The 12,762-nt window shown below is 75.1% G+C and carries 13 protein-coding genes; 6 read left to right on the forward strand and 7 right to left on the reverse strand.

From position 1 onward, the window contains the following. The first annotated feature begins 208 nt into the window (after positions 1-208). A complete protein-coding gene (locus ABD345_RS34220) occupies positions 209-880 on the forward strand; it encodes a PadR family transcriptional regulator (RefSeq protein WP_344557981.1) in 672 nt (223 codons plus the stop codon). Positions 881-898: 18 nt separating this feature from the next. On the opposite strand, the gene ABD345_RS34225 is transcribed toward ABD345_RS34220, so the two are convergent. Beyond that, entirely contained in the window at positions 899-1,114 is a 216-nt protein-coding gene (locus ABD345_RS34225) for a hypothetical protein (RefSeq protein ID WP_344558027.1), read from the reverse strand. A 416-nt stretch (positions 1,115-1,530) separates the two neighbouring features. On the opposite strand from ABD345_RS34225, the gene ABD345_RS34230 reads away from it, so the two are divergent. Further along, complete coding sequence (locus tag ABD345_RS34230; RefSeq protein ID WP_344557982.1) at positions 1,531-2,229, forward strand: bifunctional DNA primase/polymerase; 699 nt, start codon at positions 1,531-1,533, stop codon at positions 2,227-2,229. 87 nt (positions 2,230-2,316) lie between these two features. Here the strand turns inward: ABD345_RS34230 and map are convergent, their stop codons facing one another. After that, positions 2,317-3,162, reverse strand: coding sequence for a type I methionyl aminopeptidase (gene map, locus ABD345_RS34235; RefSeq protein WP_344557984.1), 846 nt, complete (start codon positions 3,160-3,162; stop codon positions 2,317-2,319). A gap of 105 nt (positions 3,163-3,267) precedes the next feature. Here map and ABD345_RS34240 point away from each other — a divergent pair, with 105 nt between their 5' ends. Continuing rightward, positions 3,268-3,492: a hypothetical protein gene (locus tag ABD345_RS34240; protein WP_344557985.1), complete on the forward strand. Its 225-nt coding sequence runs from the start codon at positions 3,268-3,270 to the stop codon at positions 3,490-3,492. A gap of 7 nt (positions 3,493-3,499) precedes the next feature. On the opposite strand, the gene ABD345_RS34245 is transcribed toward ABD345_RS34240, so the two are convergent. Both ABD345_RS34245 and ABD345_RS34250 read right to left on the reverse strand, forming a co-directional pair. Next, positions 3,500-4,795 carry an MFS transporter gene (locus tag ABD345_RS34245; RefSeq protein ID WP_344557986.1) on the reverse strand — a complete coding sequence of 432 codons (1,296 nt, stop codon included), beginning with the start codon at positions 4,793-4,795 and terminating at the stop codon, positions 3,500-3,502. 70 nt (positions 4,796-4,865) lie between these two features. Then, positions 4,866-5,444 carry a hypothetical protein gene (locus ABD345_RS34250; protein ID WP_344557987.1) on the reverse strand — a complete coding sequence of 193 codons (579 nt, stop codon included), beginning with the start codon at positions 5,442-5,444 and terminating at the stop codon, positions 4,866-4,868. Positions 5,445-5,491: 47 nt separating this feature from the next. Between ABD345_RS34250 and npdG the strand changes: the two genes are divergently transcribed. After that, positions 5,492-6,193, forward strand: a complete 702-nt coding sequence (gene npdG, locus ABD345_RS34255) for an NADPH-dependent F420 reductase (protein WP_344557989.1) — start codon at positions 5,492-5,494, stop codon at positions 6,191-6,193. Positions 6,194-6,321: 128 nt separating this feature from the next. Then, complete coding sequence (locus ABD345_RS34260; protein ID WP_344557990.1) at positions 6,322-6,519, forward strand: hypothetical protein; 198 nt, start codon at positions 6,322-6,324, stop codon at positions 6,517-6,519. A 22-nt stretch (positions 6,520-6,541) separates the two neighbouring features. Here ABD345_RS34260 and ABD345_RS34265 read toward each other — a convergent pair whose 3' ends face one another. Continuing rightward, the gene (locus tag ABD345_RS34265) at positions 6,542-7,354 is read right to left on the reverse strand and encodes a site-2 protease family protein (RefSeq protein ID WP_344557991.1); all 813 of its coding nucleotides are present in this window, start codon (positions 7,352-7,354) and stop codon (positions 6,542-6,544) included. Positions 7,355-7,584: 230 nt separating this feature from the next. Between ABD345_RS34265 and ABD345_RS34270 the strand changes: the two genes are divergently transcribed. Continuing rightward, positions 7,585-10,917, forward strand: coding sequence for an ATP-binding protein (locus tag ABD345_RS34270; RefSeq protein ID WP_344557992.1), 3,333 nt, complete (start codon positions 7,585-7,587; stop codon positions 10,915-10,917). Between the two features lie 7 nt (positions 10,918-10,924). Here the strand turns inward: ABD345_RS34270 and ABD345_RS34275 are convergent, their stop codons facing one another. Next, the gene (locus tag ABD345_RS34275; protein WP_344557994.1) at positions 10,925-11,749 is read right to left on the reverse strand and encodes an ABC transporter permease; all 825 of its coding nucleotides are present in this window, start codon (positions 11,747-11,749) and stop codon (positions 10,925-10,927) included. Next, entirely contained in the window at positions 11,746-12,729 is a 984-nt protein-coding gene (locus tag ABD345_RS34280) for an ATP-binding cassette domain-containing protein (RefSeq protein ID WP_344557996.1), read from the reverse strand. The genes ABD345_RS34275 and ABD345_RS34280 overlap by 4 nt, the downstream gene beginning before the upstream one ends. Positions 12,730-12,762 lie beyond the last annotated feature (33 nt).

Consider the following 12,762-nt stretch of genomic DNA (forward strand, 5'->3'; position numbering starts at 1 on the left):
GCTGTCCCAAACTGCATAGTGATCCATCTTGGGCGGCACGAACAGCCATCGGTCCAACTTCAGCGGCATGCCGTCCACCTTCGCTGTCGCGGGTCAGGTGCGGGTGTCGGAACGGGGTTGTCTTCCGATAGTTAGCGATATATCGTCGAGTTATCGAGATGCTTCGACAGTCGGAGCGTCCGTCTCTCATGGAAGACAGGTGTTCGTCATGCGGTACGACAAGCGATTCGGTGGAGAAGGCCGGCGTCGTTGGGCCGAGGGCCCGGGGCGGCCGGGAGGGCCCGGCGAAGGGTCCGAGGAGTTCGGCGGCCGGGCGGCGTTCGGGCCGTTCGGGGCGCCAGGGCGGCCGATGCCGCCGTTCGGGCCGGGGTTCGGTCCGCGCGGCCGCGGCTTCGGCGGGCACGGTCCGCGCGGGCACGGCGGCGGGCGGGGCGGGGGGCGGGCCAGGCGCGGTGACGTGCGGGCCTCGCTGCTCGCGCTGCTGCTGGAGCGGCCGATGCACGGCTACGAGATGATCACCGAGATCGGTGAGCGCACCGGCGGGGTCTGGCGGCCCAGCCCGGGGTCGGTCTACCCGACGCTCCAGCTGCTGGAGGAGGAGGGGCTGGTCGAGGCCAACGAGGAGTCCGGCAAGAAGCTGTTCGAGCTGACGGGAGCGGGCCGGGCCGAGGCCGAGCGGGCCGGGGCGTCCCCGTGGGACGAGGCCGGCCGGCGGGACGACTGGGAGGCCGTCCAGGAGGTCGGCGCCGCGCTCGCGGCGGTGGACCACGCGGTGCGGCAGGTCATGATGACCGGCACCGAGGAGCAGCGGACCAAGGGCCTCGCGGTGCTGGCCGAGACCAAGAAGAAGCTGTACCTGATCCTGGCCGACGAGGGCTGAGCCCCCGCGGGGGTGCGGTCAGGAGCCGGCGTCGTACTCGTAGCGCCAGCGGAACCGCCCCTTGGCGTCGTGCTCCTTGGCGCGACGGTAGACCAGCACGGTCGCCGGGACGTCCCCGTGCGCGGGGACGGGCACCCGGTAGACCTTGGGGACGCTGTGCGTCATGCCCAGCAGGACCGGCAGGACGCGACCGTCCAGCGGGCCCCCGACGAACTCGGTGTCGGCGCTCTTCACCCGTCCAGGGTAGGCGCGGCGCGGGCGGTCCCGGCCGGCCGGGTGTGTCGGTTCCGGAGCGGGGGTGTGGAGCGGGTGTGACGGGGGCGGCACCGCCCCCGGTCATCCGGGGGGCTCCGGGAGCCTTATCCTGCTACGTACGCCCCCGGGGTTCACCCGGGTCCGCGGGCCCGTACGGGTCGGGTGGGGTGCGCCGAGGTGCGCCCGCCCGCCGGGCACGACACTCGTGCCCCGTACCCGACCCCGGACGTCGGCGGCCCGGAGACCCCGGCGCCGGTCGACGGCAGGACGCCCCCGGGTGCGGTGCACCCCTCGGGAAGCGGTGAGCCGCTCCGTGCGTTGGCGTCGGTTGTTGCGTCGGTGGCCGTGCCGTACCTGGCACGGCAGCTCAGGCAGGTGCGTGCGGAAGGGGCCAGATGGAAGCCAGCGGCAGGTGGACCTCCTGGTGGCGGCGGGAGCGGCGGGAACGCCGGGAGGCCGGCGGAGGGGACGCGGCCGCGCGGCTGGATCTGCTGCTGGGGGCGGCCAGAGCGGGCTTCCCGGTGGCGCCCGCGGCGCACCCGGCCGGGCACCGCTGCTCGTGCGACCGGGTCGGCTGCCCGGCCCCGGCCCAGCACCCGCTGTCCTTCGCCTGGCAGTCCCAGGCCACCACCGACGCCGAGCAGTTGGAGCGCTGGCTGGCCCGCGACCCGGAGGCGAACTTCGTCACCGCGACCGGCCGCGCGCACGACGTGCTGGACGTCCCGGCCGAGGCCGGCGTGCTGGCCCTGGAGCGGCTGGAGGCGCTCGGCGCGGTCGGCCCGGTGGCCGCGGTCGGCGGCGACCGGTACCTGTTCTTCACCGCGACCCGCGGCACCCCGCAGGACGAGGACGAGTGGTGGACCAGCGCGCTGGACTCCACCCCCGACACCGTCTCCGAGCACCCCGGCCTGCGCTGGCACTGCCGCGGCTCGTACACCCTCGTCCCGCCGGCCGCGCTGCCGGACGGCTCCGAGGTGCGCTGGCTGCGCGGCCCCGAGCGCCCGCTGCCGGACCCGCTGCGGGTGCTGGACGTGCTGACCGACGCCTGCACCGAGGTCGGCGCGGTGGCCCAGGAGCAGTGGCTGATCGGCTGAGCCCGCGCAGGAACGGTACGGCGGCCCCCGCCCGGTGAGCGGGGGCCGCCGTCGTGCGTCCGGGCGTGCGTCCCGGGGCGCGGGCGCTCAGGGCAGGGTGAGGATCTCCGCGCCGTCCGCGGTGACCAGCAGGGTGTGCTCGAACTGGGCGGTGCGCTTGCGGTCCTTGGTGACCACCGTCCAGCCGTCCGGCCAGATCTCGTAGTCGTAGGTGCCCAGGGTGAGCATCGGCTCGATGGTGAAGGTCATCCCCGGCTTGATCACCTGGGTGGCCCGGTCGCTGTCGTAGTGCGGGATGATCAGGCCGGAGTGGAACGAGGTGTTGATGCCGTGGCCGGTGAAGTCGCGCACCACCCCGTAGCCGAAGCGCTTGGCGTACGACTCGATGACCCGGCCGATCACGTTGACCTGCCGGCCCGGCTTGACCGCCTTGATCGCCCGGTTCAGCGCCTCCTCGGTGCGCTCGACCAGCAGCCGGGACTCCTCGTCCACCTCGCCGCACAGGTAGGTGGCGTTCAGGTCGCCGTGCACGCCGTGGATGTACGCGGTGGCGTCGATGTTGACGATGTCGCCGTCCCGCAGCACGGTCGAGTCCGGGATGCCGTGGCAGATCACCTCGTTGACCGAGGTGCAGATCGACTTCGGGAAGCCCCGGTAGCCGAGGTCCGACGGGTACGCGCCGTGGTCGCACATGTAGGCGTGCGCGACGGCGTCCAGCTCGTCGGTGGTCACGCCCGGGGCGATCAGCTCCGCCGCCTCGGCCATCGCCCGCGCCGCGATCCGTCCGGCGATCCGCATCTTCTCGACCGTCTCGGCGTCCTGCACCTCGGGGCCGGTGTACGGCGTCGGCGCGGGCTTGCCGACGTACTCCGGACGCGCGATGTGCGCGGGGACCTTGCGGGTGGGGGACAGCGTGCCGGGTACCAGAGCCATGACGGCGAGTGTATCGGCCGCCGCCCGTCCGGACCCGGCCGCGTGTACGACCGCCGCGGCGGGAAAGGATCACCACCGATCGCCGCAGGACAGGAGGAGCAGACGATGGTGTTCGGCCGCAGCAAGCCCACCGGGCAGCCGGGGGAGTGGTTCTACTGCATCAAGCACGGCAAGGTCGAGGAGGGCCCGGAGTGCCCGGCCAAGGACCGGCTCGGCCCCTACCCGAGCCGGGAGGAGGCCGCGCGCGCCCTGGAGACCGCCGCCGAGCGCAACCAGGAGTGGAAGGACGACCCGCGCTGGAACGACGGGGAGCCGCCCGCCGGCGGCTGAGCGGCCCTCAGGAGACGCCCGCGGCCTGGCGCTCGTGCTGCTCGCGCACCGCCAGCGCGTGCGGGTCGGTCCGCGAGTCCCAGGCCAGCAGCTTCGGGATCGCCGCGGTCAGCGCCAGCACGCCCGCCACGCACAGCAGCCCGCCCGCCCAGATCGAGCCGCGCACCCCGACCAGCGCGGCCATCCCGCCGGCCCGCACCTGGCCCAGCTGCGGGCCCACCGAGTACGAGAGCACCTCCACCCCGGCGAGCCGCCCGCGCAGCCCGTCGGGGATGGACTGGTTCCACAGCGTCGACCGGGCCACCCCGCTGATCTGGTCCGCCCCGCCGGCCACCGCCAGGAACAGCAGCACCAGCCAGACGTTCCCGGCCAGGCCCGCCAGCGCCACCGCCCCGCCCCAGCCGAGCGCCGCGAACAGCAGCATCCGCCCGTGCCGGTGCACCCGGGCCGTCCAGCCGCCGGTCGCCGCCACCAGCAGCGCCCCGGCCGCCGTCGCCCCGTACAGCAGGCCCAGCGCCCACTCGGCGTCCAGCTCGGCGGCCAGGAACGGGTACAGCGCCACCGGGTAGGCGAACAGCATCGCCACCAGGTCGATCGCGTAGGTGCCCAGCAGGTCCTTGCGGCTCCAGGCGTACGCCAGGCCCTGCCCGATGGTGCGCAGCGACGGGGCCTCGGCGCTCTCGGCGGGCGGCACCGGCCGCATCCGGACGATCAGCAGCAGCGAGGCCAGGAAGGTCAGCAGGTCCAGCGCGTAGGCGCTGCGGGCGCCGGCCAGCGCGACCACCACGCCCGCCAGCGGCGGCCCGGCCACCGAGGCGACGTTGCGGTACAGCGAGTTGAGGGCGAACGCGGCGGGCAGCTGGTCGTGCGCCACCACCCGGGGGACCATCGAGTCCAGCGCCGGGCGCTGCAGCCCGGCCAGCGCCGCGGTCAGCGCCGCCACCAGGTAGACCGGCCACAGCAGCGGGTGCGGCAGCAGCGCGTTGGCCAGCAGCAGGGCCGCCAGCAGGGCCAGCCCGGCCTCGCTCAGCAGCACCAGGCGGCGGCGGTCCAGCGCGTCCGCCAGGGCGCCGCCCCACAGGCCGAACACCACCAGCGGCACCAGCTCGAACGCGCCGACCAGGCCCACCGCGAAGGTCGAACCGGTCAGCTGCTTGATCTGGATCGGCAGCGCCACGAACGACAGGAAGCTGCCGAAGCCCGTCACGCACCCCGACAGCCAGAGCAGCCGGAAGTCCCGCGAGGCCCGCCAGGGCGCGGTGTCCGGGAGCAGCCTGCGGAGGAACGGAGCGGTGCCTGTCACATGGCCAGATGCTGCGCCACCGCGGCGCGGCGGGGCAACCGGTTTTCTCCCGGGGCCCGAGGGGGCGCGGCTACCAGCGCAGCACCGGCGAGGAGGTCAGCCGCTCGGCCAGCCGGGACAGCCGGGAGCGCGCCGGGGCGGCCGTGGTGGCCGAGCTGACCAGGTGCTGGACCAGCTCGAACGGCTCCGGGGCGGCCCCCGGCACGGTCAGCCGCTCGTGCGCCAGGTCGGCCAGCTCCGGGTCGCCGTCGTCCAGCGCCAGCAGCACCGCCCCGGCCCGGCGGGCGTCGTCCAGCCGCTCCAGCAGCGGCGCGTCGGCCGGTCCGGGCGCCACCAGCAGCACCGTCGCGCCCGCGCGCGCCCCCGCGAGCCGGGGCAGCCCGCAGGCCAGGTGCTCCGGCGCGCCCGCCGGGACGGAGTGCCGCAGCAGCGTCGGGGCCAGCTCCGGCAGCCCGGCGTACGCGGCCTCGTCGCTCAGGTGCGCCGCCAGGTGCCACGGCTCGTAGCGCGGGGTGCCGACCAGCAGCAGGCCGCTCGCGCTGCGCCTGGTCACCGAACCGCGCAGCGCGGCGGCGAAGGCGCCGGCCCGCTCGGGCCACCCGGTGCCGGCCAGCGAGTGCCGGAGTGCGGAAACTCTCACCGCGTCCATGCGCGACAGCATGCTGCCCCGGCGGCGGGTTTGGCAGGATCTTCGCCATGACGCAACCCGATTCAGTGAACGCGACGGCCGGTCCGGGCCGGAACCTGCCCGACGTCTCCCACCTGGTGGTGGGCGTGCTCGGCGGCACCGGCGACCAGGGCCGCGGCCTGGCCCTGCGGCTGGCCAGGGCCGGACAGCAGGTGGTGATCGGCTCCCGCAGCGCCGAACGCGCCGAAGCCTGCGCGGCCGAACTGGGCCTGGGCATCCGCGGCGCCGACAACGCGGCCTGCGCGGCCGACAGCGACGTGGTGATCGTCGCGGTGCCCTGGGACGGCCACGCCGAGACGCTGGTCTCGCTGCGCGCCGAACTCGCCGGGAAGATCGTGGTCGACTGCGTCAACCCGCTGGGCTTCGACAAGCAGGGCGCCTACCCGCTGCAGGTCCCCGAGGGCTCGGCCGCCCAGCAGGCCGCCGCGCTGCTGCCCGACTCCACCGTCACCGCGGCCTTCCACCACCTGTCCGCGGTGCTGCTCCAGGACGAGAGCGTGGAGCGGATCGACACCGACGTGATGGTGCTCGGCGAGGACCGGGCCGCCACCGAGACCGTGCAGGCGCTCGCCTCCCGGATCCCCGGCATGCGCGGCGTCTTCGCGGGCCGGCTGCGCAACGCCCACCAGGTGGAGTCGCTGGTCGCCAACCTGATCGCGGTCAACCGCCGCTACAAGGCCCACGCGGGCCTGCGGATCACCGACGTGTGAGCCCGGCGCGCGCCGCGGCCGGCCCCGGGCCCCCGGCGCGCGCCCCCTGCGCCCCACCCCCGGCCCCGGCCGCCCCGTTCGGTCGGCGAGAATGGCCGGGCACACCGCCGCCCCCGAGGAGCCCCGCCATGCCCCGCACCGCCCTGTACGCCTCGACCGTCCTCGTCCTGGCGGTGGCCGCCGCGGTGGTCTCGTTCGCCAAGGGCAACTGGTACGGCGTGGTGTGGGTCCTGCTGGCCGTCGTGGCCAGCAACATCGCCTGGTACCACCTGCGCAAGGACCGGATCGCGCGCCGCGCCGCGGCCGCCCCCGCCGAACGGGGCTGAGCGGGGCCGCTCCGGCCCGGGCCTAGTCCTTCCAGAAGCTGAAGAGCTCGTGCCCGAGGCCGATGTACCGGGAGTCGACGCCGAACAGGTCGAAGATCCCCGACACCAGGTCGTACATCCACTGCCCGACCTGGCTCTGCCACATCAGCGCGAACAGCAGCAGCATGCCGTAGGGCGCGTACGGGGCGACCGCCCGCCGGACCTTGTACGACAGCCAGGGCTCGACGATGCCGTAGCCGTCCAGGCCCGGCACCGGCAGCAGGTTCAGGATCGCCGCGGTCACCTGCAGGTAGGCCAGGAAGGCCAGTGCGGCGGGCAGCGGCGAGACGGTGAACGCGTACTCGCCGAGCACGGACGGCACGTCCGGGTCGTCGAACCAGCCCCCGCTGACCAGCACCAGCGTCACCACGCCGAACAGCACGTTCACCAGCGGGCCGGCCGCCGAGATCAGGCTGTGCTTGAGCCGGCCGGCGATCCGGTCCCGCTCGATGTAGACCGCGCCGCCGGGCAGGCCGATGCCGCCCATGATCACGAAGACCACCGGCAGCACGAAGCTCAGCACCACGTGCCCGTACTTCAGCGGGTTCAGCGTCAGGTAGCCCTTGGTGCCGACCGTGAGGTCGCCGCCCGCCAGCGCGGTGCGGGCGTGCGCGTACTCGTGCAGGCAGAGCGAGACCATCCAGCCGGAGACCACGAACAGGAACACCCCGACGCGCATGTTGCCCCAGGAGGCGGCCAGGGCCCAGCCGGAGGCGAGCAGGATGGCGGCCAGCGCCAGGAAGATCGGACTGATCCGGTTCTCCGCGCTGCGCTGGCCGGTGCTGGCGTAGGTCATGGCGAGGGGGCTCCGGGAGGTGGTGGCGGGACGGACGTCCGATCATGCCGTCGACCGGGCGCGCCGGACAAGCGGCCCCGGGTGAACGTCCGGGAGCGGCCGGGCGTTCCGCCGCACCGGCTCCCGCCGCCCGGGCCCGCACCGGCTCCCGCCGCCCGCCGCCCGGGCCCGCACCGGCCCGTCCGCACGGGTGTGCGCCCGGGCGTCGGCGCGTCCCCCAGAATGGGCTGGTGCACTACGGCATCCTCGGCACCACCACCGCCCACCACGACGACGGCACCCCGGTCGCCCTCGGCGGTGCCCGGCTGCGCGCGCTGCTGGCCGCGCTCGCGCTGCGCCAGGGCCGTCCCGTGCCCGCCGAGCTGCTCGCCGACGAGGTGTGGGCCGACGAGCCGCCGCAGGACGCCGCCGCCGCGCTGCAGACCCTGGTCGGGCGGCTGCGCCGGACCGTCGGCCGGTCCGAGATCGGCTCCGGCCCCGCCGGGTACTGGCTGGCCGACCCGCGCACCGACGTCGCCGAGTTCCAGCGCCGGGCCGCCGACGGCGCCCGCGCCCTGCGGGACGGCGACCCGGCCGCCGCCGCCGACCAGCTGACCGCCGCGCTCGCGCTGTGGCGCGGCCCCGCCCTCGCCGACCTGCCGGACCGCACCGCCCCCGCCGCCCGGCTGGAGGCCCAGCGCGAGGAGGCCCGCCGGCACCGGCTGACCGCCGAACTCGCCCTCGGCCGCACCGCCGAGGTCACCGCCGAGCTCGCCGAACTCTGCCGCGACCACCCCTTCGACGAGCAGCTCCAGGCGCTGCGGCTGCGCGCCCTGCGGGCGGCCGGCCGCACCGCCGAGGCGCTCGGCCACTACGAGGAGGTCCGGCGCACCCTGGCCGAGGAGCTCGGCACCGACCCCGGCCCCGAACTGCGCGCCCTGCACCGGGAGTTGCTGCAGGGCGAACCGGCCCCCGCCCCCGCCCCCGCCGCACCCCCGGCCGCCCCGGCACCCGGCAACCTCCGCCCCGGCCGGACCAGCTTCGTCGGCCGGGACGGCGAACTCGCCACCGTCGCCGAGGCCCTGACGGCCGGCCGGCTCACCACGCTGACCGGGCCCGGCGGCTCCGGCAAGACCCGGCTGTCGGTCGAGGCGGGCCGCCGCGAACAGGACGCCGCCCGCTGGCCCGGCGGCGTCTGGCAGGTCGAACTCGCCCCGCTGGAGGACCCGGCCGCCGTCCCGGACGCGGTCGCCTCCGCGCTCGGCCTGCGCGAGACGGTGCTGCACACCGGCGGCGCGGTCGCCGAGGCCATCGAGGGCGGCCGCAAGGACCCGGTCTCCCGGCTGGTCGACCACCTCGGCCGCCGCCGCGTCCTGCTGCTGATCGACAACTGCGAGCACGTCGTCCAGGCCGCCGCCGACCTCGCCGACCGGCTGCTCGCCGACTGCCCCGGCGTCACCGTCCTCGCCACCAGCCGCGAACCGCTCGGCGTCCCCGGCGAGAGCGTGCTGCCGGTCGAACCGCTGCCCGACCCCGCCGCGCTGCGGCTGCTCGCCGAACGCGGCGCCGCCGCCCGCCCCGGCTTCCGCACCGACCAGGACCCGGACGCCTGCGCCGAACTCTGCCGCCGCCTGGACGGCCTCCCGCTGGCCATCGAACTCGCCGCCGCCCGGCTGCGCGGCCTCACCCCGCGCCAGCTCGCCGACCGCCTCGACTCCCGGTTCGCCCTGCTCACCGCCGGCTCGCGCACCCTGCTGCCCCGCCAGCAGACCCTGCGCGCCGTCGTCGACTGGTCCTGGGACCTGCTCGGCACCCGCGAGCGCGCCGTGCTGCGCCGGCTCTCGGTGTTCGCCGGCGGCTGCACCCTGGAGGCCGCCGAACAGGTCGTCGCCGACGGCGACCTGGTCCGCCGGGAGGAGGTCGCCGACCTGCTGCTCTCGCTGGTCGACAAGTCCCTGCTGGTCGCGGGCCTCGGCGACCGGCCGCGCTACCGGATGCTGGAGACCATCCACGAGTACGCCGCCGAACGCCTCGCCGAGGCCGCCGAGCCCGGCACCGGCGACCGCCACACCGCCCACTACCGGGAGCTCAGCCGCACCGCGTACCTCGGCCTGCACGGCCCCGGCCAGCTCGACGAGCTCGACCGCCTCGACCGCGAGCAGGAGAACGTCCGGGCCGCGCTGCGCCGGGCCGTCGACACCGGCCAGGAGCAGGAGGCGCTGGCACTGGCCCTGTCGATGGCCGGCTACTGGATGCTGCGCGACTACCGCGACGAGTCCCGCGCCTGGTACGAGGCGGTCGCCGCGCTCGGCCCCGACCCGTACGCCGACGACGCCCCGCCGCCCGTCCCGCTCGCCGCCGGGCCGCTGGACGGGCCGCTGCCGATGCCGCCCGAGTTGCTCGACGAGGCCCGCCGCCAGCTCGGCCTGCACCGGCTGATCAGCCTGTTCGCCGGGGACATGAGCCTGCTGGAGAACTCCGGCGCGCTGGAGACCGCCCAGCGCATCCTGGCCGCCTACACCCCCGAACTGCCGCAGTCCTACCGGCAGCCGGTGCTCGGCCGGGTGTTCACCGTCTTCCTCACCGGCGAGATGGAGCGCACCCGCGCGGTGATGGACGACGCGGTGGCCGGGGCCCGGGTGCACGGCGGCCCGCTCGACCTGGCCTTCGCCCTGCAACTGCGCGCCCGGCTGCTCAACGACCTGGCCGGCGGCCTCGACCAGGCGATCGCCGACAGCGCGGAGGCGCTCGCCCTCTACACCGGGCTGGGCGACCGCTGGGGCATGGCCGACGCGCTCTCCGGCAAGGCCGAGAACGCCACCAAGTCCGGCGACGCCGTCCAGGCCGAGGCGGCCTTCCGGCAGGCCATCGAGCTGTCCGTCCAGCTCGGCGCCCACCAGGAGGTCCCGATGCTGCGGGCCCGGCTCGGTGAGGTGGTGGCCGAACGCGACCCGGAGGGCGGCGAGCGGATGGTCCGCGAGGCGGTCGCGGAGGCCGCCGCCGACAACACCGACGCCGAGGGCGCCCGGATGTACGGGCGGCTGGTGCTGTGCAACCTGTGCGTGCGGCGCGGCGAGTACGCCGAGGCGCTCGCCGTGCTCGACGAGCTGCCCGCCGACCCGGGCCTGCGCGGCCCCGTCCCCTCGGTGTTCGCCGGCATCGTCGCCTGCATCCGCGGCTGGGTGGTGGCCCGCGCCGGCGACCCGGCGGCCGGCCTGGCGCTGATGCGCGCCGGCCGCCGCACGATGACCGAGGGCGAGAGCAGCGTCATGGTCTTCGTCGAGCACATGGCGATGATGCTGATGACGCCGGTCGCCGGAGCCCTGGTCGAGTACGCCCGGCTGCACGGCGAACCCGAGGCCGCCCGCCGCGCCGCCGAACTGCTCGGCGCCCACGAGGGCCTCAGCGGCATGCCCGGCTCGTTCATGGAGCGCAGCGAGTACGCCCGCTGCGCCGCCGCCGCCCGCGAACTGCTCGGCGAGGACGACTACCTGGCCTCGTACGAACGGGGCGGACGCCTCACGCTGCGCGAGGCGTCCGCCCTGTTGAACGATCCCGGCCCGTTCGGCACCGGGGACCGCTGACCCACCGTCAGGTGCGCTTGCGGAAGCGGGCCACCGCCAGCGGCGCGGTCACGACGGTGATCGCCGCCGACCAGACCAGCACCGTCAGGACCGAGTTGCCCACCGGCTGGTCGTTGATCAGGGCCCGGCAGGCGTCGGCCAGCGCGGACAGCGGGTTGTGCTTGGTGAACGCCTGCAGCCAGCCCGGCATGGTGGTCGGGTCGGCGAAGATCGAGCTGCCGAACTGCAGCGGCATCATCACCAGCATCGACATGCCCTGCACCGCCTGGGCGCTGCGCAGCGACATGCCCAGCAGCATCGACACCCACATCAGCGAGGAGCCGAACACCAGCGACAGGCCGACCGCGCCCAGCAGCTTCAGCGGGCCGCCGTCGATGTCCATCCCGAGGACCATCGCGAAGCCGATCAGCACCACGAAGGCGACCACGGCGCGCAGCGTCTCGGCGATCATCTTCGACAGCAGCACCGCCGAGCGCCCGATCGGCAGGGTGCGGAAACGGTCCATCACGCCGGTCTGGAAGTCGGTGTTCAGGCCGGTGCCGAGCGCCATCGCCAGGTTCAGGCCGGTGGTGCCGAGCAGGCCGGGCACCATGTACTGCATGTACTCGTGCTGGTTGCCGGACATCGCGCCGCCGAACACGTAGACGAACAGCACGATCATGATGACCGGGATCAGCAGCGCGTCCAGCATCGACTCCGGGTCGGCCTTGATCCGCATCAGGTTCCGGCGGGTCAGCGCGCCCAGGTGGCGCAGGTTGGCCCGCAGGCCGATCCGGGTGTCGTCCTCGCCGGCGGCCGCGGCGGGAGCGGGGGTCAGGGTGGCGGTGCTCATGCGACGGGCTCCTTGTCACGGGACTGGGCGGGGACGGCGGGCCTGCCGCCGGTGATGGTCAGGAACACCTCGTCCAGGCTGGGCAGTTCGGTGTCGATCCCGGCGATCCCGAAGCCGCGGGTGCCCAGCACCCCGATCACGGTGGTCAGCAGGGCGTCGTCGGCCAGGTGCACCGAGAGCAGCTCCGACTCGGCGGAGAAGGTGGCCTGGACGCCCGCCTGCCGCAGGGCGTGCGCCATCTCGGCGAGCTGCGCCGGGTCGGCCGGGCGCACCTGCAGGCTCCGGCCGCCGACCTGGGCCTTCAGCTCCTGGACGCCGCCGTTGGCGATCACCCGGCCCTTGTCGATCACGGTCAGCGCGTGCGCGAGCTGCTCGGCCTCCTCCATGTACTGGGTGGTCAGCAGCACCGTCGAACCCTCGCCGACCATCCGCTGCACCTCGTCCCACACCTCGTTGCGGGTGCGCGGGTCCAGGCCGGTGGTGGGCTCGTCCAGGTACAGCACCTTCGGCCGGCCGATCATCGACGCGGCCAGGTCCAGCCGGCGGCGCATGCCGCCCGAGTAGCCCTTGGCGGGCCGCTTGGCCGCCTCGGTCAGCGAGAAGCGCTCCAGCAGCTCGGCGGCCCGGGCCTTGGCCGCCTTCGCCGGGAGGTCCAGCAGCCGCCCGATCAGGTACAGGTTCTCGTAGCCCGACAGCAGCTCGTCCACCGAGGCGTACTGGCCGGTCAGGCCGATGGTGCGGCGCAACTGCTTGGGCTGGCGCAGCACGTCGTAGCCCCCGACGAACGCCGTGCCCGCGTCCGGCTTGATCAGCGTGGACAGCACCCGCACCAGCGTGGTCTTCCCGGCCCCGTTCGGCCCGAGCAGCCCCAGCACCGTCCCCTCGCGCACCGTCAGGTCGACCCCGTCCAGGGCCTTCGTCTCCCCGTAGTGCTTCACGATGCCGTGGACCTCCACGGCGTTCCGCTCGATTCGTGTCATGGGAACACCGTGCCGGGGCCGCCTGTCAGCTCG

Source organism: Kitasatospora saccharophila (assembly GCF_039529925.1).
Taxonomy (GTDB): domain Bacteria; phylum Actinomycetota; class Actinomycetes; order Streptomycetales; family Streptomycetaceae; genus Kitasatospora; species Kitasatospora saccharophila.